This is a genomic window from Microbacterium paraoxydans (assembly GCF_900105335.1).
In the GTDB taxonomy this organism is placed as follows: Bacteria; Actinomycetota; Actinomycetes; order Actinomycetales; family Microbacteriaceae; genus Microbacterium; species Microbacterium paraoxydans.
In genome coordinates this window covers 2,890,017-2,909,571 of sequence record NZ_LT629770.1, presented here as the reverse complement: position 1 = coordinate 2,909,571, position 19,555 = coordinate 2,890,017, and the positions used below count along the sequence as shown (strand labels likewise).

General features: G+C 71.9%; 14 protein-coding genes. 3 read left to right on the top strand and 11 right to left on the bottom strand.

What is annotated here, in order from left to right:
* Positions 1 to 2: 2 nt before the first annotated feature.
* The 5 genes from nagB to BLU02_RS14235 all read right to left on the bottom strand — a co-directional run bounded on the left by nagB (position 3) and on the right by BLU02_RS14235 (position 7,516).
* Entirely contained in the window at positions 3 to 782 is a 780-nt protein-coding gene (gene nagB, locus BLU02_RS14255; RefSeq protein WP_060922846.1) for a glucosamine-6-phosphate deaminase, read from the bottom strand.
* Positions 775 to 1,740, bottom strand: coding sequence for an ROK family protein (locus BLU02_RS14250; protein ID WP_060922845.1), 966 nt, complete (start codon positions 1,738 to 1,740; stop codon positions 775 to 777). The genes nagB and BLU02_RS14250 overlap by 8 nt, the downstream gene beginning before the upstream one ends.
* A gap of 31 nt (positions 1,741 to 1,771) precedes the next feature.
* Complete coding sequence (locus tag BLU02_RS14245; RefSeq protein WP_060922844.1) at positions 1,772 to 2,959, bottom strand: ROK family transcriptional regulator; 1,188 nt, start codon at positions 2,957 to 2,959, stop codon at positions 1,772 to 1,774.
* Positions 2,960 to 3,038: 79 nt separating this feature from the next.
* Entirely contained in the window at positions 3,039 to 6,308 is a 3,270-nt protein-coding gene (locus tag BLU02_RS14240) for a family 20 glycosylhydrolase (protein ID WP_060922843.1), read from the bottom strand.
* Positions 6,299 to 7,516, bottom strand: coding sequence for an alanine racemase (locus BLU02_RS14235; protein WP_082750113.1), 1,218 nt, complete (start codon positions 7,514 to 7,516; stop codon positions 6,299 to 6,301). Before BLU02_RS14235 ends, BLU02_RS14240 begins: the two co-directional genes overlap by 10 nt.
* Positions 7,517 to 7,541: 25 nt before the next feature.
* Here BLU02_RS14235 and BLU02_RS14230 point away from each other — a divergent pair, with 25 nt between their 5' ends.
* Together BLU02_RS14230 and BLU02_RS14225 are read left to right on the top strand one after the other, a co-directional pair.
* Positions 7,542 to 7,946, top strand: coding sequence for a RidA family protein (locus BLU02_RS14230; protein WP_025103791.1), 405 nt, complete (start codon positions 7,542 to 7,544; stop codon positions 7,944 to 7,946).
* A gap of 115 nt (positions 7,947 to 8,061) precedes the next feature.
* The gene (locus BLU02_RS14225; RefSeq protein WP_231919584.1) at positions 8,062 to 9,549 is read left to right on the top strand and encodes a L,D-transpeptidase family protein; all 1,488 of its coding nucleotides are present in this window, start codon (positions 8,062 to 8,064) and stop codon (positions 9,547 to 9,549) included.
* Between the two features lie 85 nt (positions 9,550 to 9,634).
* Here the strand turns inward: BLU02_RS14225 and BLU02_RS14220 are convergent, their stop codons facing one another.
* Positions 9,635 to 11,854 (bottom strand): NADP-dependent isocitrate dehydrogenase, encoded by a 2,220-nt coding sequence (locus BLU02_RS14220; protein WP_060922842.1) that lies wholly within the window; start codon positions 11,852 to 11,854, stop codon positions 9,635 to 9,637.
* A 165-nt stretch (positions 11,855 to 12,019) separates the two neighbouring features.
* On the opposite strand from BLU02_RS14220, the gene BLU02_RS14215 reads away from it, so the two are divergent.
* On the top strand, positions 12,020 to 12,478 hold the full coding sequence (locus BLU02_RS14215) for a GNAT family N-acetyltransferase (RefSeq protein WP_060922841.1): 459 nt from the start codon (positions 12,020 to 12,022) through the stop codon (positions 12,476 to 12,478).
* Positions 12,479 to 12,562: 84 nt separating this feature from the next.
* Here the strand turns inward: BLU02_RS14215 and BLU02_RS14210 are convergent, their stop codons facing one another.
* The 5 genes from BLU02_RS14210 to BLU02_RS14190 all read right to left on the bottom strand — a co-directional run bounded on the left by BLU02_RS14210 (position 12,563) and on the right by BLU02_RS14190 (position 19,546).
* Positions 12,563 to 13,384 (bottom strand): hypothetical protein, encoded by an 822-nt coding sequence (locus BLU02_RS14210; RefSeq protein WP_083371022.1) that lies wholly within the window; start codon positions 13,382 to 13,384, stop codon positions 12,563 to 12,565.
* Positions 13,385 to 13,481: 97 nt separating this feature from the next.
* Positions 13,482 to 15,293 (bottom strand): ABC transporter ATP-binding protein, encoded by a 1,812-nt coding sequence (locus tag BLU02_RS14205; RefSeq protein WP_060923216.1) that lies wholly within the window; start codon positions 15,291 to 15,293, stop codon positions 13,482 to 13,484.
* On the bottom strand, positions 15,290 to 17,236 hold the full coding sequence (locus BLU02_RS14200) for an ABC transporter ATP-binding protein (RefSeq protein ID WP_060923215.1): 1,947 nt from the start codon (positions 17,234 to 17,236) through the stop codon (positions 15,290 to 15,292). Before BLU02_RS14200 ends, BLU02_RS14205 begins: the two co-directional genes overlap by 4 nt.
* Positions 17,237 to 17,543: 307 nt before the next feature.
* Positions 17,544 to 18,041 carry a methylated-DNA--[protein]-cysteine S-methyltransferase gene (locus BLU02_RS14195; protein WP_060923214.1) on the bottom strand — a complete coding sequence of 166 codons (498 nt, stop codon included), beginning with the start codon at positions 18,039 to 18,041 and terminating at the stop codon, positions 17,544 to 17,546.
* Complete coding sequence (locus tag BLU02_RS14190; RefSeq protein WP_060923213.1) at positions 18,038 to 19,546, bottom strand: DNA-3-methyladenine glycosylase 2 family protein; 1,509 nt, start codon at positions 19,544 to 19,546, stop codon at positions 18,038 to 18,040. The genes BLU02_RS14195 and BLU02_RS14190 overlap by 4 nt, the downstream gene beginning before the upstream one ends.
* Positions 19,547 to 19,555 lie beyond the last annotated feature (9 nt).

Sequence of the window (19,555 nt, the reverse complement as noted above, 5' to 3'; positions counted from 1 at the left end):
GATCAGATGCCCTGCCAGGCCGGCTTGTTCGCGAACGTGTAGCGGTAGTAGTCGGCGAGCTGCAGCTTCGAGGCGGCGGCCTCGTCGACGACGACGGTCGCGTGCGGGTGCAGCTGGATGGCCGACCCGGGCAGCAGCGCGGTGACCGGCCCCTCGACCGCACCGGCCACGGCCTCGGCCTTGCCTTCGCCGAACGCCAGCAGCACGAGGTGGCGCGCTTCCAGGATGGTCCCCAGCCCCTGCGTGATGCAGTGCATCGGGACATCGTCGATCGAGTCGAAGAAGCGGGCGTTGTCCTCGCGGGTCTGCTCCGTCAGGGTCTTCACCCGGGTGCGGGAGGCGAAGGAGGATCCGGGCTCGTTGAACCCGATGTGCCCGTCGGTGCCGATGCCGAGGATCTGCAGGTCGACCCCGCCCGCCGCGGCGATGGCCGCGTCGTAGTCCTCACCGGCGTGCTGGATGGTGGCCTCCGCGCCGTTCGGCACGTGGATGCGCTCCGGGTCGAGGCCGAGCGGCTCGACCACCTCGCGCGTGATCACCGATCGGTAGCTCTCCGGGTGGGACGGGTCGATCCCGACGTACTCGTCGAGCGCGAAGCCGCGCACCTGCGAGACGTCGCGCCCCGCCAGGCGGCTGCGGAGTGCCTGGTAGACGGGCAACGGCGTCGATCCGGTCGCGAGCCCCAGGACGGCGTCCTGGCGACGGTCGATGAGCTCGACGATCTCGGTGGCGACCAGGGCGCCGGCGGCCTCGGCATTCTCGACGATGACGACCTCAGCCATGCGGAACGATCTCCTTCTCAGAAATGGATGCGCCCACCAGAGCGGCGCCGAAGGCGGCGGCGGGGGAACCCGCGGGGAGCAGTTCGATTCTCTCATCCAGCCGCAGGGACTTCAGGAACGGTGACGCCTGGGCGCCCGTGTGCAGGGCGGCGCGGATCCCGTCCGCGAGACGACCGCCGAGCGCGGTGAGACCGCCGCCGATGACCACGGTCTCGACGTCGGCCGACAGCACGAGCACGCGCACGGCCGCTGCCGCACCGAAGAAGAGGTCCGCCTGCAGCGCCAGAGCGTGCGGATCGCCCGCGTCCGCCGCCTCGACGATGTCCTTGACGGGCAGTGCGCCGGGACGCCCCCAGGCCTTGGCCAGCGCCCCGCCGCCGCAGAAGGTCTCCACGCAGCCGCGCTGTCCGCAGCCGCACAATCGGCCGCGCGGGTCGACCGAGAGGTGCCCGACCTCCCCTGCGGTCCCCCGCGCGCCGCGCCAGATGCGGCCGTCGACGACGATGCCGGCGGCGACGCCGGTGCCGAGGTTCAGGTAGGCCATCGAGCCGGCGACGTCGCTCAGGACGGCGGCGCCGAGCGCAGCCGCTTTCACGTCGTTCTCCACCCGGAAGGGGACGCCCAGCGCCTGCTCGGCGCGCGCCGCGAGGTCGAGCGACTCCACGCCGAGGTTCACGGCGTGGAGCACACGGCCGGTCTCGGCGTCCACGAGGCCGGGGATGCCGATGCCAGCGGAAGCGACGGCGGACAGCGGCAGCCCGCTCTCCTCGGCGAGGGCGGCGACGGTGGAGACGATGCTGTCGACGACGGCGTCCTCTCCCCACCCGGTCGGGCGACGCAGGCGGGCGAGGATCGTCCCGGCCGGGTCCACGGCGACGGCGTCGATCTTGGTGCCGCCGACGTCCAGACCCACGCGAAGGGGCCGACCGGCGCGGTCGGCCGAGGCGGGGACGATCATCGGATGCCGTTCCCGGTCATGGTCGCGGAGGTCACGACACCCCCAGCTGCCCCGAGAGCACCATCACCGCGGCGCCTCGGAGCACGATGTCGTCCTGACGGGTGAGCCGCACCATGACGTCCTCGAAGACGCCTTCGAGCGTCCGCGCGTGGAGCGTCTCGACGGCCGCGTCGATGAGCGTGCCGTCCAGCAGCTCAGCGGGCCCGGAGAGCACGACCTCGGACAGGTCGAGGGCGGCGACGATCGGGGCGATCGCGATCGCCATGCGGGTCCCGGAGTCGCGGAGGATCTCCTCGCGCGCGGCCGGGTCGGCGTCGAGCGCCTCCTGCATGCGACTCACGCTCAGCCAGGCCTCCAGGCAGCCGATCTTGCCGCACGCGCAGCGAGGCCCGCCGTCCGTGCCGACGACGACGTGACCGATCTCCCCTGCGGCGAAACGGCTGCCGAGGAGCGGCTGGCTGCCGGTGATCAGCCCTGCGCCCACGCCTCGGCCGATCTTGATCAGCATGAAGTCGGCTTCCGCCTCGCCGAACGTGTACTCGGCGAGGACCGCGGCATTGGCGTCGTTCCGCGCCAGCACGGGCAGGTCGAGGTCGGCGCTGAGCTTCGCCTCCAGCGGGAAGTCGGTCCAGCCGAGGTTGGGCGAGCTGAGGACGAGGCCGTCCGGACGCACGACACCCGGGGTGCCGATGCCCACGCCGAGCACCGGCTGCGTGGCGATCTCGACGAGGGTCTGCGCGAGGCCGCGGAGGGCGTCGTACGCCGCGTCGCCGTCCGGCGTCTCCGGACGCGGCACCTGCCGCCGCTCCAGGACGTCGCCGTCGAGGCTGAGCACGGCCCCCTCGAACGCGGTCGGTCCGGACAGGTCGAGCCCGATGATCTGATGCCCCACCCGGTCGATGTCGATGAGGATCGGCGGCTTTCCGGGCCCGACCGCCTCGCGGACGCCGATCTCGACGACGATGCCGTCGGCGATGAACTCCGCGACGAGGTCGGAGATCGTGACCCGCGTGAGGCCCGTCTCGCGGGAGAGGTCAGCTCGGCTCATCGCCCCCGAGTGGTAGAGCGTCTGCAGCACGAGCGCGCGGTTGTGGCCGCGGGCGTGCTCGGGGAGCACCTTGGTGCGCGAACGGAGATGCCGCGCAGGGCCGAAGGCGTGCGCGTTCGCGGCGACGAAGTCTGTCGTCGCCGCGGGGCGCTGATCATCCGAAACGGACATGTTTGTTAGTAGACCTTACGAACAGGAATTGTGCAACTGTCCCGCGCGATTCCGCGGGCAGGGTTACCGAAACGTGACATCAAGCCGACCGCGGATCCTCGACAGCCGCCCGGCGGAGCAGGCGCTCGACGAGGCCGGCGACGATCCCCTCCCTGGTCTCCACCGTCATCGGCTTGCCGGGAATCCCCGGTCGCCGCTGCTCGGGCGACGGACCGTCCAGCGGACGATACCGCACCCCCGCGGCGGCGAGGCGTCGCAGATGCGTGGGCAGCCGCCGTGCGAAATCGGCGAACGGTGCGGGTTCTCCCCCATCCCAGAGACGCTCCGCGATCGCGGCGAGGCGCGGGAACATCGCGAAGTCGACCCGGTCCCTGCTCGGCAGGTGCTCCGTCCAGACGTTCGCCTGCCCGCCGACCGCGCCCTCGACGACCTCGAAGGAGTACGCGCGCTCGATGGTCAGCGGGGGCCCGACGCGGATGGGCTCCTCGGGCGATTCGGACTGCGGGTAGTCGAGGTAGACCTCGAGATCCGGACATCCCACGACCGGGATCCCCCGCCGCAGCGCCTCGCGCATGGCGACCGGCCCGCGCCAGGCGAGGATGCGGACGCCCTCGGGGACGTCGCCCTCCAGCACCTCGTCCCAGGCCAGCGCGGTGCGCCCGCGGCGGCGGACGTGGTCCACGAAGTGCGCCGTGAACCACGGCTGCACGTCGTGCGCCGTGGCGAGCCCCAGCTCTCGCATGCGTGCCGCGGCGGCTGCACTCTCCGCCCACTCGGTCACCGGCACCTCGTCGCCGCCGATCCCGATCCATGCGGACGGGAACACGTCGCACAGCGCGTCGATGGCGGCACGACCGAAGGCCAGCGCCTCCGCGGTCGGCGCGAGGGTGCGGGCGTTCACGCCGAATCGCTCCCACGGCCCGGTGGGGGGCGCCCCGACGTCGAGGTTGCCCAGCTCCGGGTAGGCGGCGAGCGCGGCCTGGATGTGCCCTGGCAGCTCGACCTCGGGCACGAGCGTTACGAAGCGCTCCTCCGCGTACCGCACGAGGTCGCGGAGCTCGGCGGAGGTGTAGAAGCCCTCGTGCACGCCGGGCTCGACCGTGGCCTCCGGTCCGTGACCGCGTTGCGTGGCCTCGCGCCGTGCGCCGACCTCGGTCAGACGCGGGTAGCCGGGCACCTCGAAGCGCCATCCCTGATCGTCCGTCAGGTGCAGGTGCAGGATGCTGAGGTGGTGATCGGCGAGCAGGTCGACGAGGCGACGCACGTCCTCCACGGGGCGGAAGTGGCGCGCCACGTCGAGCATCACGCCGCGCCAGGCGGAGGCGGGAGAGCCCTCCCAGCGCCCTGCCGGGATCGTCGCGGGGAGAGCGGGGTCGTGGTCCGGGTCGCGGAGTTGGCGGAGCGTGGTCGCGCCGCGGAAGACCCCCTCCGGCGTCGCCCCCGCGATCTCGATCCCGGAGGCCGTCACCGACACCCGGAAAGCCTCGGGCCCCTGCCGCCCCGCCGCGGAGGCCGCGGCACCCAGCTTCTCGTCGATCAGAAGGCGGATGGCGGGCAGGGTGTCGTCCCCTCCCGCGCCGCCGAGCCGTGCGACCGCGGCCGCCAGCTCCGGCGCGCCGAGGATCGGGGTCGAGGGCGTCCACCGGAAGCCCGGAGCCAGGGAGTCGATCTCCGCGGCGATGTGCGGCACCGTCGCCCGCGGCGCCGACGGAGGCATCCGCAGCGCACGGCCGGCGACGGCACCCGTGGGGTCGCCGTCGATGACGACCGGCACGCCGCCGACGAGCACCTCGCGCACGCCCTGCGGCGCACCGTGCGGGTCGTCGAAGGTGGCGCCGGCCGCGATCGTCTCCGGGTCGAACAGCACCAGGTCGGCGGTGGCGCCCTCGCGGATCACGCCGCGCGGTGCGTCGCCGCGGTCGAGGCCGAGCCGGGCAGCCGGGTTGCCGGAGAGATGACGGACGGCCTCCTCGAGGCTCAGCACCCCCAGCTCCCTGACGTAGTGCCCGAGGTAGCGCGGGAACGTGCCGCGGCCGCGCGGGTGCGGGCGCGCGCCGATGAGGATGCCGTCGCTGCCGCCGGAGTGCCGCGGGTGCCGCATGATGGCCCGGACGTTGTCCTCGTCGCCGATGTGCATGAGCACACCCGTGGCGCCCGCATCGGCGAGAATCGTGTCGATCACGACATCGACGGCGCGCTGCCCGGTCTCCGCCGCGATGTCGGCGATCGTCCGGCCGACGAGCCCGGCGAGATCCGGGTGGGCCGTCCCGGAGATCTGGATCGCCGACCAGTCCGCCGCCTCGCCGTGGAATCCGTCGCAGCCGATCTCCTCCAGCTCGACGCGGACCGCCTCGCGTCCCTCGGCGTCGAGGGCCCCCAGGACGCCGAGCAGGTCGCCGGTCGCCGCCAGCCTGCTCGGCAGCAGAGCGGAGAGGGTCGTGGCCCCCGGAAGGTAGGGGTAGGTGTCCAGGGTCACGTCGACACCGTCGGCCATCGCCGCGTCGACGAGCGCCAGCAGCTCGGCGGCGCGCCCGCGGTTCGGGGCGAAGTTCATGGTCGCGTGGGTGAGATGGACGGGGCACCCGGTGCGGCGGCCGATCTCGATGGCCTCGCGATACGCGTCCAGCGCCGCCCGCCCGTAGCTGCGGGTGTGCGGCGCCCAGTAGCCGCCGCGCTCCGCCACCACCCGGCAGAGGGCTTCGAGCTCCGCGGTGTCGGCGTACATCCCCGGGGTGTAGGTCAGGCCGCTCGACATGCCGAAGGCTCCGGCATCCAGGGCCTGGCCGAGGATGTCGGCCATCGCCGCGATCTCGGCAGGGGTCGCCCGGCGGTCGTCGTGCCCGACCACCATCATCCGGAGGTTGCCCTGCGGCACCAGCACCGCGGCGTTCGCCACCGCGGCGACGTCTATCGCCTCCAGGAAGTCGTTCATCGACCGCCACGGGACCTCCGCCGGCCGCCCGTTCCAGCCCGCGATCTGGGCGGGGATGACGGCGGCGGTCGCCTCGTCCAGCGGCGCGTAGCCCAGGCCGTCCTGCCCGAGCACCTCTGTCGTGACCCCCTGCCGGATCTTGGCGTCGTGCGCGGCGCCCTGGAGCACCGCGAGGTCGCTGTGCGCGTGCATGTCGATGAAACCGGGCGCCAGGACGAGGCCGGACGCGTCGACCTCGACCGCGCCGTCCGGCAGCTCGAGCGTCGTCCCGTCGCCGTCGCGGACGACGGTGACGACCCTTGCCCCCTCCACCGCGACGTCCGCGACGAAGCGCGGCGCGCCGGTGCCGTCGACGACGGTCGCCCGCCGATAGACGCGCACCAGGCCGGCGGCGGCCTTCTCGGCGCTCAGAAGCATGTCGCCACCGCGTCGATCACCCGGGGGTCCTCGGCGTCGGGGTCGTCGATCACGGCGACGACGCGCCACTTGTCGAACGCGGTGCACGGATGCGAGAGACCCAGCCGCACGACCTCGCCCACCGCGACGGTCGCCCCCTCGGCGGGTCGGAGGAAGGCGTGCTGGTCGTTCAGGGCGGTCACGGCGCCGGCGACCGACTGCGGCACCGGGAGGTCGATGTCGAACGGCACGTCCCGCCGCCCGGCGTCGAGCAGGGCGAGGCCGGGTTCGGGCTGGGAGACCACCCGCGACCACGCGTGCATCGCGGAACGCAGCGGAGCGGTGTCCGTGAGCGGGCCGAACGGCGACATGCGGGAGTAGAAGCCGTCGTCGTGGATCTGGAAGGCACCGGAGCGCAGCACGACCTCGGCGTCCGCTCCCGCGGCGCCGAGGACCGCGGCGGCGCGATCGGGGAAGGAGCTGCCCCCCGCGCTGAGCACGGGGCGGACGCCGTCGGGGTACTCCAGTCGGCGGTGCAGCTCGACGAGCGTGGCCAGGAAGCCGTCGACCGCGGCGACCGAGGCCGCGGAGCGATCGGGACCGAAGGGCCCCTCGTAGCCCGTCACCCCGGCCAGGCGGAGACCAGGGGCGGCCGCGATCGCCGCGGCGATGCGCTCGCCCTCGGCCACGGTCCGCGCCCCCGTCCGTCCCTGCGCGCCGCCCAGCTCCACGAGCACGTCCAGCGGCCGCGGGGCATCGGCGAGCGCGTCGGCGAGGATCGCGACACCGGCGAGGGAATCCGCGCCGCAGAGGATCCGCAGGTCCTCGTCGGCGGCGAGCATCGCTCCGAGCTCGCGGGCCGCGGCGCCATCCGTCACCCCGTTGGCGATGAGCACCGTCGGCACGCCGGCGTCGACGGCGACGCGGGCCTGCCACGGCGTCGCGACCGAGATCCCCCAGGCTCCGGCGTCGAGCAGCCGCTGCCAGAGCGCGGGCGCCATCGTGGTCTTGCCGTGCGGGGCGAGGCGGACGCCCTCGCGCATGGCCCAGCCGAACACCGTGTCCTCGTTGTGCGCGATCGCGTCCGCGTGCACCGTGAGCACCGGAGTACCGAGGTCCGAGAGACGCAGACCGGCCGCGCCGACCTCCGACAGACGCAGCCCCGCGGCGTGCGCCGGGAACCCCTTCGCCCAGGCGCCGAGGACGGGATCCGGAATTTGTAGAGGCATCTAACAAGGCTACTAGGCTGGCGGCATGACCGCGAAGACACGAGTTTCCACCGACGCCGCCCCCGCCCCCGCGCACACCTTCTCGCAGGGCGTCCGCAAGGGCCCGATCGTCCAGGTCTCCGGCCAGGGCCCCGTCGACCCGCAGACGAACGAGTACCTGTACCCGGGCGACGTCGCGGCGCAGACCACCCGCACGCTGGAGAACGTCAAGGCCATCGTGGAGGCTTCCGGGGCCACGTTCGACGATGTCGTGATGCTGCGCGTCTACCTCACCAAGCGCGAGGACTTCCCGATCATGAACGAGGCCTACGGCGCCTTCGTCGAGGCCCACACGACCAGCGGCGTCCTGCCCTCGCGCACCACGGTGTTCACCGGCCTCCCCCGCGAGGAGATGCTCGTCGAGATCGACGGGCTCGCCGTCGTCGACTGACCCCACCCGCCCCGGGCGAACGGGGAGGCACCTTATCAGGACCGTTGCCTCCCCGTTACCAGCCATCCCGTACCATGGACGACAGGACACGTCGAGACTGCGGGGGGTGTAGTTCGTGACCGATCTGATTTCCACGCCGGGCGCTGCAACGGGGGCACAGCCCGACGATGCGACACCGACGAGCGTCCTGACGCCGGAGGCGGCGACCGACACGGCCCCGCCGCAGACCGGCGAGCAGCCCCTGGCCTGGGCTCCCGTCGAGCCCGCCCCGAAGAAGCGCCGCCTCGGCCTGTGGATCGGTCTCGGCCTCGGCGTGGTCGCGCTCGGCGCCGGCGCCGCCTCGATGATCCTCATCGCCCCCGGCACCACCGTCGCGGGCATCCCGGTCGGCTGGATGACTCCGGGCGCGGCTGCCGAGGCGATCAGCTCGCACCTCGCCCAGACCGAGGTCACCCTCACGGGCGATGGTGATGACGCCGTGCTCACCGGCGCCGACCTGGGCGCGACCGCCGACGCCACGGCCCTCGCCGATGCGGCGTTCGCCGCCCACCCGATGTGGAACCTCGGGTCCTGGATGGGTGACCCCGTGTCGGCCGACATCGTGCTCGACCAGGAGACCGCCACCGCAGCTCTCCGCGGCGCCGTCCCCGGCAGCTTCGTCGACCCGGTCGACGCCGGAGTCGTCTTCGACGCCGCGAAGGGCACCTACACCGTGACGCCCTCCGTTCCCGGCACCGGTATAGACGTGGCCGATCTCAACGCCGCGTTCGTCGAGGCCGTCGGCGACGGCCGCACGACGTTCGACTACCCCGGCGGCCCGGCGGAGGCCCTGCCCGCGGTGTCCGACGAGGACGCGACGGCGACCGCCACCACGCTCAACACCATGCTCTCCTCCATCGGCTTCTACGTCGGGAAGGAACGGACCGTCCCGGTCTCCCCCGCGGTCGCCGCGTCCTGGCTGACCGTGGTCGACGACGAGGGTCAGCTGCGGATCGAGGCGGACCCGGCGGCGATCCAGACCACCGTCGACACGCTCGCCGCCGCGGTGGACCGCGCCCCTGTCAACGCGACCAACATCGTCGACTCCGCGGGGAACGTGCTGCGCGCCGAGAAGGAGGGCGCCACCGGACGCGCCCTCGGCGACACCGACGGCATCGCCGACGACTTCGCGACGCAGCTCGCCGCGGGAGACGGCGTCTTCGCCCTCTCCGTGACGGAGACCCCCTTCGAGACCACGAACCTGTTCCGCCGCGCCGAGATCAACCTCAGCACGCAGCGCGCCTACCTGTTCGAGAACGACAAGGTGGTGCAGTCCTGGGCCGTGTCGACCGGTCTCCCCGGAACGCCCACGCCGACAGGCAACTTCAAGGTGTTCGCACACACCGCGATGCAGGACATGGGCTGCTACGAGGGGGCGCCGTACTGCACCGAGGACGTGCCCTGGATCACGTGGTTCGCCCCGAACATCGGCTTCCACGGCACCTACTGGCACAACAACTTCGGCAACCGGATGAGCCACGGCTGCGTGAACCTGCCGATCGACCTCGCCAAGTACGTCTACGACTGGTCCCCCGTGGGCCTCGAGGTCTCCGTCTACAACTGATCCGGAGCCCTGAACCGGGCGAAGCCGGCAGGGGGAGACAGCAGAAGGGGGCGGATGCCGCAGCATCCGCCCCCTTCTCGTCGTCTCAGCGCAGGGCGTCGACGATCTCGTTGAGCGTCGTGGACGGGCGCATGACCGCCTCGACGAGCTTCTCGTCCGGACGGTAGTAGCCGCCGATCTCCACCGGGGAGCCCTGCACCGCGTTGAGCTCGGAGACGATCGTCTCCTCGTTCGCGGCGAGCTTCTCGGCGATGGGCGCGAAGGCGGCGGCGAGCTCCGGGTCCTTCGTCTGCTTCGCCAGCTCCTGCGCCCAGTACAGGCCGAGGTAGAAGTGGCTGCCGCGGTTGTCGATCGTGCCGAGCGCACGGCCGGGCGAGCGGTCCTCCTCGAGGAACGTGCCGGTCGCGGCGTCGAGCGTCTCCGCGAGCACGCGCGCCTTCTCGTTGCCCGTGCGGTCGGCGAAGTGCTCGAGGGAGGCCGCCAGCGCGAAGAACTCGCCCAGCGAGTCCCAGCGCAGGTAGTTCTCCTCGACCAGCTGCTGCACGTGCTTCGGCGCGGAGCCGCCGGCCCCCGTCTCGAACAGTCCGCCGCCGGCGAGCAGCGGCACGATGGAGAGCATCTTGGCGCTCGTGCCGACCTCGAGGATCGGGAACAGGTCGGTGAGGTAGTCACGCAGCACGTTGCCGGTCACCGAGATGGTGTCCAGGCCGTGACGCATGCGGGCGAGCGTGTACCGCGTGGCCTCCTCCGGCGCGAGGATCGTGATCGTCAGACCCTTGGTGTCGAGCGTGGCGAGACCCTGGTGCACCTTCGCGATGATCTGCGCATCGTGCGAGCGGTTCGCGTCGAGCCAGAACACCGCGGGGGCACCCGTCGCGCGGGCACGGCCGACCGCGAGCTTGACCCAGTCCATGACCGGGATGTGCTTGGTCTGCGTCGCGCGCCAGATGTCGCCCTCGCCGACCTCGTGCTCGATGAGGACGGTGCCCTCGCTGTCGAGCACCTGGACGATGCCGTCGGCGGCGATCTCGAACGTCTTGTCGTGGCTGCCGTACTCCTCGGCGGCCTGCGCCATGAGGCCCACGTTCGGCACGGTGCCGATCGTGGCGGGGTCGAGCGGGCCGTTCGCGATCACATCGTCGATCACGGCCTGGTAGACGCTCGCGTAGGACGAGTCGGGGATGACCGCGATGGTGTCGGCCTCCTCGCCGTCCTTGCCCCAGAGCTTCCCGCCGTTGCGGACGAGAGCGGGCATGGACGCGTCGACGATGACATCGCTCGGCACGTGCAGGTTGGTGATCCCCTTGTCGGAGTTCACGTACGACAGGCGCGGCCCCTCGGCGATGGCCTTGTCGAACGCCGCGGCGATCTCCTCGCCACCGGCGACGTCCGCCAGCCCCGCGAGGATCGAGCCGAGACCGTCGTTCGCGCTGAGTCCGGCCTCGGCGAGCTGCGTGCCGTACTGGTCGAAGACGTCCTTGAAGAATGCCTTCACGACGTGACCGAAGATGATCGGATCGCTGACCTTCATCATCGTGGCCTTGAGGTGCACCGAGTAGAGCACGTCGTCGGCCTTGGCCTCCGCGAGCGTGTCAGCGAGGAACGCGTCCAGCTCCTTGGCGGACAGGAACGTGGCGTCGATGATCTCGCGCGGGAGGACCTTGAGCCCCTCCTTGAGGACCGTGACGGTGCCGTCCTTCGCGGTGTGGCGGAAGGAGAGGACGTCGTCGTGCGCGGCGACCCAGGAGCGCTCGTTGTGCTTGAAGTCGTCGTGGCCCAGGGTCGCGACGCGGGTCTTCGAGCCCTCCGCGAACGGCTTGTTGCGGTGCGGGTGCTTCTTGGCGTAGTTCTTCACCGCCAGCGGCGCGCGGCGGTCGCTGTTGCCCTCGCGCAGGACGGGGTTCACGGCGGAGCCCTTGATGCGGTCGTAGCGGGCGCGGATGTCCTTCTCCTCCAGCGACGAGGGCTCGTCCGGGAAGTCGGGGACGTCGTAACCCTGCTGCTGCAGCTCCGCGATGGCGGCCTTGAGCTGCGGGATCGACGCGGAGATGTTCGGCAGCTTGATGATGTTCGCCTCGGGGAGCGTGGCGAGGCCGCCCAGCTCCGCCAGCGCGTCGCCGACCTGCTGCTCGGGGGTGAGCTTCTGCGGGAACGCGGCGAGGATGCGGCCGGCCAGAGAGATGTCCCGCGTCTCGAATTCGATACCCGCCTGGCCCGTGTAGGCCTGGATGATCGGCAGGAAGGAGGCGGTGGCCAGTGCCGGTGCCTCGTCGGTGTAGGTGTAGATGATGGCGTCGTCGGTCACCGGGACGTTCTCCGTTCACGAGGGCTATTTGTCTCGATACCAAGATACCTGAGCGTCCCGGACCCCGAAGCGGCGGTCCCACCGAAGAGACTCCCTCGGACGAACGGTCCGTGAAAAGTCCGCCCGAGTGATGAATGCGGTGAGCGGAGGGGCTAGCCTGGGGGCATGTCCGAACTGCGCATGGTCGAACTCTCCGCCGCGACGATCGTCGCCGTGAACAACCTGTCGCTCAAGCCCGGACAGGAGCAGTTCCTCGCCCCCGTCTCGTACGGCATCGCGGCCACCGTCATCAACCCGCAGACCTCCTGGCAGCGGGTGATCCTGGACCGCAACGAGGTCGTGGGATTCGTGAGCGCCAACTTCGATGACGAGGCGCCGGAGGAGCACTTCCGCTCCGTGCTGTGGCGCATCAACGTCGACGCGGACGACCAGGGTCGCGGCATCGGCCGCTTCGCCGTCGAGAACCTCATCGACGAAGCGCGCAACCGCGGCGTCGACCACGTCAACGTCATCTACGAAGCCGGCGAGGACGGCCCGGAGGCGTTCTTCCGCCGCGTCGGGTTCACCCCCGTCGGGGAGACGGCCTACGGCGAGGTCATCGCCGAGATCCGCGTCCCCTCCTGAGACCGGCGGCGGGGTCTCGAATCCCCTCCCCCATCGAGACTCCGTCGCCCTCGGACCTGCAGGGCGGCGTGCTCTCGATCCTCCTCAGCGCTGACCGCTGCCGTCCGGGGGCGTGCCCTTGCCCCGACGGCTGTTCCACGCGGCCAGCGCGGACGCGGCGGCACCCGCCGCCCGATCGATGGCCTCGGCGGAGCGGTGCAGCATGTCCTGCGCGGCGTCCTGCCAGGCCGGTGTGGGCGGCGCCTCCCCCGTCTGGACCTTCGCCGCGTGCTCGGCGGCCTCGAACGCCCGCTCCAGCTCCGCGACGGCGTCGCGGTAGGCCGCGTACTCGGCGGCGGTCACGCGGCCCGTCGTCTGCCGACGCGCCTCGACCGCCGCACCGGCGGCCCGCAGGTAGGCGGCCGTCTCCGGGCGCTTCACGTCAGTCATCTCGGGATAGGTGATCTGCAGCGCGGTGTCGGTCTCGTACCGCATCCATCGCGCCGTCACCGCGTCGTGCTCCGCATACAGGCGCTCCAGCGGCCGCGGGGCGGAGCCGGCGGGGATCGCGGCGCGGGCGGCGTTCACCCTGACGCGTCGGGCGCGGACGTCGGCGGCCGCCGCTCTGGCGTCGCGTTCGCGCTCCTTGAGCATGCGCCGGGCGCCGGCCACCTGCTCGGCGCTCGCGCGTTGCGCGGCCCGCTCGGCGGAGACCCGCGCGAGGTCGGCTCGTGCCACCTTCAGCGCCGTCCGTCGCACCACCGCGCGCTGCTGGGCCTCGCGGAGGTCGTGCCGGGCGGCGTCGTACTCCAGTCGGCGGCCGCTGCGGGTGTTGCGACGACGCACCCCGATCGCGCCCGCGGTCACCCCGGCGGCGGCGGTCGGCGCGAGCCACCACCACTCCGCGACGAGGAGGAAGGGGTCCATCCTTCGATGCTACCGATCGCGGAGCACGCGCCCGGACGAGGAAGCCCCGGCATCCGGGCGGATGCCGGGGCCGCTGTCGCGTCAGCGCGTCAGCGCGTCAGACGAGCGTCTCCTGCCAGGCCGCGTGCAGCTGGGCGAACTTCCCGGTGCCGCCGATCAGGGCGGCCGGGGTGTCGTCCTCGATGATCCGGCCGTGCTCCATCACGAGCACACGATCCGCGATCGCCACCGTCGACAGCCGGTGCGCGATGATGATCGCCGTCCGGTCGGCCAGCAGCGTCTGCAACGCGTCCTGGATCAGCCGCTCGGACGGGATGTCCAGCGAGGCCGTCGCCTCGTCGAGGATCAGCACCGCCGGGTCGGCGAGGAAGGCGCGGGCGAACGAGATGAGCTGTCGCTGCCCGGCCGAGACACGACCACCGCGCTTGTTCACGTCGGTGTCGTACCCGTCCGGCAGGGCCGAGATGAACGCGTCGGCGCCCACCGCCCGCGCCGCCTCGCGGATCTCGTCGAGCGTCGCGTCCGGGCGCCCGAGCGCGATGTTGTCGGCGACGGTCCCGCTGAACAGGTACGCCTCCTGCGTGACCATGACGATCGCACGACGGAGATCCTTCGGGTGCAGCGACCGCAGATCGACACCGTCGAGCGTCACCGTCCCCGCGGACGGGTCGTAGAACCGCGAGATGAGCTTGGCCAGCGTGGACTTGCCCGCCCCCGTCGTCCCGACCAGCGCGATCGTCTGCCCGGCGGGGATGTCGAGCGAGAAGTTCGGCAGGATCGTCTTGTCCTCGTTGTACGCGAAGGTGACCTCGTCGAAGCGGATGTGCCCCCGGGACTCCCAGAGGTCCACCGGCTTCTCGGGGTCCGGCACCGTCGGCACCTCCTCCAGGACGCCCGACACCTTCTCCAGCGCCGCGGTGGCGGACTGGTAGGAGTTGAGGAACATCGCGATCTCCTGCATCGGAGCGAAGAAGTTGCGCACGTAGAGCACGGCGGAGAGCAGCACGCCGACCGTCAGCGCTCCTTCCGAGACCCGGATGCCGCCCCAGAGCACGACCACGCCGAGCACGAGCGCCGCGACGCCCATGAGCCCGGGCTCGAACGTGCCGAACAGCAGCATCGAGCGGCGGTTCACGTCGCGGTACTCGCCGGCCACGCCCTGGAAGGCCTCGTCGTTGCGCGGCTCCTTCCGGAATGCCTTGACCGCGCGGATACCCGTCATGGTCTCCACGAACTGCACGATCACCTTCGCGCTGATCACCCGGGACTCTCGGTACACGAGCTGCGAGCGCGAGTAGAACCAGCGCATGAGGAAGAACAGCGGCACGCCGCCGATCGCGAGGATCAGACCGGACTGCCAGTCCCACACGCACAGGGCGATGAAGGTGAAGACACCGAAGAGCACGCCGGAGACGAGCTCGTTCAGGCCGCCGTCGAGGAGCTCCTTGATGGAGTCCAGGTCGCTCGTCTGGCGCGAGATGATCCGCCCCGAGGTGTACGACTCGTGGAACTCCAGGCTCAGGCGCTGGGTGTGCAGGAAGATGCGCTTGCGCAGGTCCAGCAAGACGGCCTGGGTCAGCTTGGCCGCGATGATGACGTACCAGGCGATGAGCACGGCGGCGAGAGCACCCGCGAGCAGGTAGATCCCGCCGACGACGAACGTCGGCATCCAGTCGGCGTCGTCGAGCACCGCGGGGAGCGCCCGGTCGAGGCCGATGCTGATGAGGATCGGTCCGGCCACCTGCAGCGCCGTCGAGATCACGAGCACCGTGGCGGCGAGCACGATCTGCGGCTTGAGCGGGCGCACGAGCGAGCCGAGCAGCCGCAGCGAGCGGCGGCGGATCGCCCTGCTCTCCTCCGTGGTGAGGCGGGAGCGGTCCTCGTCCTGGGTTCCGGTGAGGGAGCTCATCGCTGCACCTCCTCTCCTGCGAATCGGGGGGCGCCTCCCGGCGCCTCGTCATCGGCCTCCTCGCGGATGCCTTCCTGCACGGTCTCGTGGATCTCGGCCTGCTCGTCGCGGATGATCGGGATGGCCCCGGTGCGGGCGGCCTCCTCGGCCTCCAGGCTGGAGATGACGTGCCGGTAGTGCCGACTCGTCTTCAACAGCTCGGTGTGCGTGCCGACGGCGGTGATCCGGCCGTCCTCCAGCAGCGCCACGCGGTCGGCGAGGGCCACGGTGGACGGACGGTGCGCGACGATCATCGCGGTGGTGTCGGCGAGCACGTGCCGCAGCGCCTCCTCCACGAGCGCCTCGGTGTCGACGTCCAGCGCCGACAGCGGATCGTCGAGGACGAGCACCCGGGGGTTGGCGGCCACGGCGCGGGCGAGGGCGAGCCGCTGGCGCTGTCCGCCGGACAGGCTCAGTCCCTCCTCGCCGATCACCGTCTCGACGCCCTCGGGGAGGGTGTCGACGAAGGCGGCCTGGGCGACGTCGAGCGCCTCGCGCAGGACGCGCTCGGCCTCGGGGCTGTGCACGTCGAGGTCGGCGCGGCCGAGCAGGACGTTCTCGCGGACCGAGGCCGAGAAGAGCGTCGCGTCCTCGAACGCCATCGCGATGTGCTCCCGCAGCTCGGCGAGCGTGAGGTCGCGCACGTCGACGCCGTCGAGCGTGACCCGTCCTCCCGTCACGTCGTACAGCCGCGTCGGCAGCGTCGTCAGCGTGGTCTTGCCGCTGCCGGTGAGGCCCACGAGCGCCATGGTCTCGCCCGGCCGCAGCACGAGGTCGATCCCGTCGAGCAGGTCCCGCTCGTCGGCCGCCGCATCCTGGTAGCGGAAGTGCGCGTTCTCGAACGCGAGCTCGCCACGCGGGTTCTCGATGTGCACCGGGTTCTCCGGGTCGGTGATGGTGTTCGTCTCCGAGAAGATGTCGAAGACGCGGTCCGTCGCCGTACGCGCGTCGAGCATGAACGAGAAGAGGAAGCCGATCGACTCGATGGGCCAGCGCAGCACGACGGCCATCGCGAAGAAGGCGAACAGCTCCGCCGACGTGATCGCGTCCTGCGAGATGAGCCAGATGCCCGACATGAGGCTGAGGCCGAAGGCGATCTGCGGCATGAGGTCGAGCCAGAACCAGATCGAGGCGATGGCCCCGGCCTTGCTCATCTCGGTCTCGCGCAGCGTCTCGGCCTGACGGCTGAAGCGGCGGAGGGCGTGCGTGCCGCGGCCGAACGCCTTCAGCACGCGGATGCCGTGCACGCTCTCCTCGACGCTCGTGGCGAGGTCGCCCGCCTGGTCCTGGCTGCGGCGGGTGAGGGCGCCGTAGCGCTTCTCGAACAGGTAGCCGCGGATCCACAGCGGGACCGCCGTCACGAGGAAGATCGTGCCCAGCAGCCAGTGCCAGCGGAACAGCAGCACCGAGCCGATGAGGATCGTCAGCACGTTCACGACGAGGAGCACGAGGCCGAAGGCGAGCCACCGGCGGATCAGGCCGATGTCCTGCATCATGCGGCTGAGCAGCTGCCCGGACTGCCACCGGTCGTGGAACGCGACGGGAAGCGTCTGCAGGCGTGAGTAGAGCTCGGTGCGCATGCGGTACTCCACCTGCGTGGCGGGGAAGAGCACGAACTGCCGACGGAGCCACACCATGAGCGCCTCGCCGAGGCCGAGGGCGAACACGGCGAGCGCTCCCCAGACGATCGCGTCGAGCGCTCCGGACTGCACCGGCCCGCCGATGATCTGCTCGAGCACGATGGGGATCATCAGCGCGATGAGGGCCGCCGCGAGCGCGCTGGCGGCACCGCCGGCGAGACGCCAGATGACCGGCTTCACGAACGGCTTGAGCCGCCACAGCGCGGCGGGCGTGGAGAGGGAGGATGAGGGGGACGGGTTCTGCGCGGAAGACGAGGAAGACATGTCTCTCAGAGGAGTCGAAGGGGAGAAGAGCGGGGGAACGGATGCGAGAACGAGCTCACGGAGCCCGGCATCCGGTGCAGAAAGGGGGCGGAGGCTCTAGGAGAGCAGGCGCGCCGGGGTCGAGCCGAGGGTGGCGATCCGCGCGGTGGCGATCGTGGTCATGGTGTCCTCCTCAAGGGCTCGGCGAGGTCGTCCGGTTGGCGCGACAGCCCATCAGCCTATTCCTGTGAACGAGCTGAGCGCAAGGGGAATTCCCGAGACGGCGAAGAGCCCGCTCCGTGCGGAGCGGGCTCCTCGGCTCGGGAGGTCAGCGGGCGGCGTGTTCGCGCGCCAGAAGGCTCTCCTTCACGGGCAGCCCCCAGGCGAAGCCGCCGAGGGAGCCGTCCGTGCGGAGCACGCGATGGCAGGGCACGAACAGGGCCGGGGCGTTGCGGGCGCAGATCGACGCCGCCGCGCGCACGGCCTGGGGGTTGCCGAGTCGGGTCGCGAAGCCCGTGTAGGTCAGGGGCTCCCCCGGTGCGATGGTGCGCAGCGCCGCCCAGCCGGCGAGCTGGAGGGCGGTGCCGTTCTGCGCGACCGCGACCCCGTCGATCGCCGCGACGTCGCCCGCGTAGTACGCGCGGACGGCGCCCGCCGCGTCCGTCTCGGCCTCGCGCACGGCATCGGGGCGTACCCGGGCGGGAAGACGGCCGAGGATCGCCTCGACGTCGTCCGTCCAGCCGGACACGAGGACCCGCTGGCGGTCGTCGGCGAGGATCGTGAAGGGACCGTCAGCGGTGTCGAGGGTCTGGATGAGAGCGGTCATGAGGTCTCCTCGGTGTCGGATGCGATGTCGCGGGCGGGCCGGACGGTGGATCTGCGCCGCGGTCCGACGGGACGGATCGGGGCGGCACGCCACAGGTGCCCGCTGAGGTAGCTCCGCCACGGTGCGGCGCGCTCCGCCCAGGCGGTGAGGGTCTTCGGTTCGGCGGGCAGCCCGGACGCGGCAGCACCGGCACGGAGAGCGACGTCGCCGGGGAGCAGCACGTCCGGATCGCCGAGCACCCGCATCCGCACGTAGTCGGCGGTCCATGGTCCGATCCCCGGCATCGCGAGGAGGGCGGCGCGCTGCGTCGGGCCGTCATCGCCCACGGTGAGGGTCAGGCTCCCGTCCGCCAGGGCCGCGGCGGCTCCCGTGACGGCGCGGATCCGGGCGGCGGGCCCGCGCAGCACCTCCGCGCCGTGGGTCGCGATGGCCGACATCGTCGGGAACAGCAGGCCCTCGGGGGTCCGCTCCCCCAGCGCGTCGGTGAGCGCGGTGAGCGCGGTGCGGGCGGCGACGACCGTGATCTGCTGCCCGATCATCGCGCGGATGAGCATCTCGTGCGGATCGGCCGCCCCGGGCACGCGGATGCCGGGGGTCCGCGCGACCAAGGGCGCGAGGGGCGGGTGCGCGGCCAGGGCCTCGTCGACCGCGAGCGGGTCGGCGTCGAGGTCGAAGATGCGGCGTGCGATGGCCACCAGCGGCGTGAGGTCGCCGAGTTGCGCGACCCGGGCCCGGAGGTGCAGGCGCTCCGTCTCCTCCTGACGCACCTCGAACCACGCGGGGCCGCCCGGCATCCGGAGATGACGGGAGAACGACGTCGCCGTGGCCTCCTCGACGCCCGTCACGGCTCGCGCGGCCATCCACGCGAAGACCCCGGCCGCATCCAGGGGCCCCCGGTACGGCAGGACGAGATCGATCGTTCCGGGGGCGGCCGCGGAGGGCGTGCGGCGGCGGGCACGCAGCTCCCCCGGCGTGAGCCCGAACACCTCCCGGATCGTGTCGTTGCCCTGGCGGATGCTGTGGAAGCCGGCGGCGAAGGCGACATCGGCGATGGGCATGTCGGTTCCCACGAGCAGCATGCGGGCGGTGTGGGCGCGGTGCGCTCTCGCCAGCGCGAGCGGTCCGGCGCCGAGCTCGGTCGTCAGCAGCCGCGTGAGATGACGGCTCGAGTAGCCGAGTCGCGACGCGAGTCCTGGCACCCCCTCGCGCTCGACCACGCCGGACGCGATCAGGCGCATGGCCCGCGCGGCCGTGTCTCCGCGGACGTCCCACGCGGGCGACCCTGGGGCGGCCTCCGGCAGGCACCGCTTGCACGCGCGGTAGCCGGCCTCGTGCGCCGCGGCACTCGTCGGATAGAACGTGACGTTCTGTGGCTTCGGCGTGCGCGCGGGGCAGCTGGGCCGGCAGTAGATCCCTGTCGAGCGCACAGCGGTGACGAACTGCCCGTCGAAGCGGGTGTCCCGAGCGCTGATCGCCCGGTAGCGCTCGTCGAAGGAGGGGCTCATGTCCTCCAC

Bases quoted from the DNA above. Each gene is read 5' to 3' on its own strand.
- BLU02_RS14200 (WP_060923215.1), bottom strand. From the start codon at position 17,236: ATGTCTTCCTCGTCTTCCGCGCAGAACCCGTCCCCCTCATCCTCCCTC.
- BLU02_RS14245 (WP_060922844.1), bottom strand. From the start codon at position 2,959: ATGTCCGTTTCGGATGATCAGCGCCCCGCGGCGACGACAGACTTCGTC.
- nagB (WP_060922846.1), bottom strand. From the start codon at position 782: ATGGCTGAGGTCGTCATCGTCGAGAATGCCGAGGCCGCCGGCGCCCTG.
- BLU02_RS14205 (WP_060923216.1), bottom strand. From the start codon at position 15,293: ATGAGCTCCCTCACCGGAACCCAGGACGAGGACCGCTCCCGCCTCACC.
- BLU02_RS14215 (WP_060922841.1), top strand. From the start codon at position 12,020: ATGTCCGAACTGCGCATGGTCGAACTCTCCGCCGCGACGATCGTCGCC.
- BLU02_RS14190 (WP_060923213.1), bottom strand. From the start codon at position 19,546: ATGAGCCCCTCCTTCGACGAGCGCTACCGGGCGATCAGCGCTCGGGAC.
- BLU02_RS14230 (WP_025103791.1), top strand. From the start codon at position 7,542: ATGACCGCGAAGACACGAGTTTCCACCGACGCCGCCCCCGCCCCCGCG.
- BLU02_RS14195 (WP_060923214.1), bottom strand. From the start codon at position 18,041: ATGACCGCTCTCATCCAGACCCTCGACACCGCTGACGGTCCCTTCACG.
- BLU02_RS14210 (WP_083371022.1), bottom strand. From the start codon at position 13,384: ATGGACCCCTTCCTCCTCGTCGCGGAGTGGTGGTGGCTCGCGCCGACC.
- BLU02_RS14250 (WP_060922845.1), bottom strand. From the start codon at position 1,740: ATGATCGTCCCCGCCTCGGCCGACCGCGCCGGTCGGCCCCTTCGCGTG.
- BLU02_RS14235 (WP_082750113.1), bottom strand. From the start codon at position 7,516: ATGCCTCTACAAATTCCGGATCCCGTCCTCGGCGCCTGGGCGAAGGGG.
- BLU02_RS14240 (WP_060922843.1), bottom strand. From the start codon at position 6,308: ATGCTTCTGAGCGCCGAGAAGGCCGCCGCCGGCCTGGTGCGCGTCTAT.